Source organism: Microbacterium sp. Leaf351 (genome assembly GCF_001423825.1).
Lineage (GTDB): Bacteria > Actinomycetota > Actinomycetes > Actinomycetales > Microbacteriaceae > Microbacterium > Microbacterium ginsengisoli.
In genome coordinates, this window is record NZ_LMPK01000012.1 from 44,021 (window position 1) to 44,981 (window position 961).

Here is a 961-nt window from a genome sequence, read left to right on the forward strand (position 1 = left end):
GGTGAGAAGGCGCGGGTTGCCGAGGACGACCTGTCGACCGTCGACGGTGGCGATCGCGCCCTGCCCGGTGACGTTTCGGAACGCGGTCGCGGTGCGACGGGGGATGTCGCGGGCGTCGGCGTAATTCACGATCGCTTTCGCCAGAGGATGCTCGGATTCCCGCTCCAACGCGACCGCGAGGGAGAGAGTCTCGAGCTCGTCGCCGCCGACGGGGATGTAGTCGGTGACCTCCGGCTCCCCCTTGGTGAGGGTGCCGGTCTTGTCGAACACGACCGTGTCGATGTGGGCGGCGGTTTCGATCCCGGAGGCGTTCTTGAACAACACGCCCCGTTTCGCGCCGAGCCCGGTGCCGACCATGATCGCCGTCGGGGTGGCGAGGCCGAGCGCGTCGGGGCAGGTGATGACGACGACGGTGATAGCGAACAGGATCGCCATCGGGATTGCAGCGCCGGCGAGCAGCCACACCAGGAAGGTGAGGGTGCCGCCGATCAGGGCGACCAGGACGAGCCAGAACGCTGCCCGGTCGGCGAGGCGCTGCCCGGGGGCTTTGGAGTTCTGCGCCTCCTGCACGAGCTTCACGATCTGCGCCAACGCCGTGTCCGAGCCGACTTTGGTGGCTGTGACGCGGAGGGTGCCGACGGTGTTCACGGTCGCTCCGATCACCTCCGACCCGGGCGCTTTGTCCACCGGCATGGACTCGCCGGTGACCATCGACTCGTCCACCTCGGACTCTCCGGATTCCACGACACCGTCGGTGGGGATCTTGGCCCCCGGCCGCACCAGCATCAGATCCCCCGGGACGACCTCGCTGGTGGGGATCTCGACCTCCTGCCCGTCACGGATCACGACCGCCTGCGAGGGTGCGAGCTCCAGGAGGGTGCGGATGGCGTCGTTCGCGCCGCCGCGGGCGCGCATCTCCACCCAATGCCCCAGCAGCACGAAGGTGGCAAGCACCGTGGCG

General features: G+C 68.9%; 1 protein-coding gene. It reads right to left on the reverse strand.

Annotated elements, in window-relative coordinates:
• A partial coding sequence (locus tag ASG00_RS17035; RefSeq protein WP_235559155.1) for a heavy metal translocating P-type ATPase occupies positions 1-961 on the reverse strand: 961 nt, incomplete at both ends.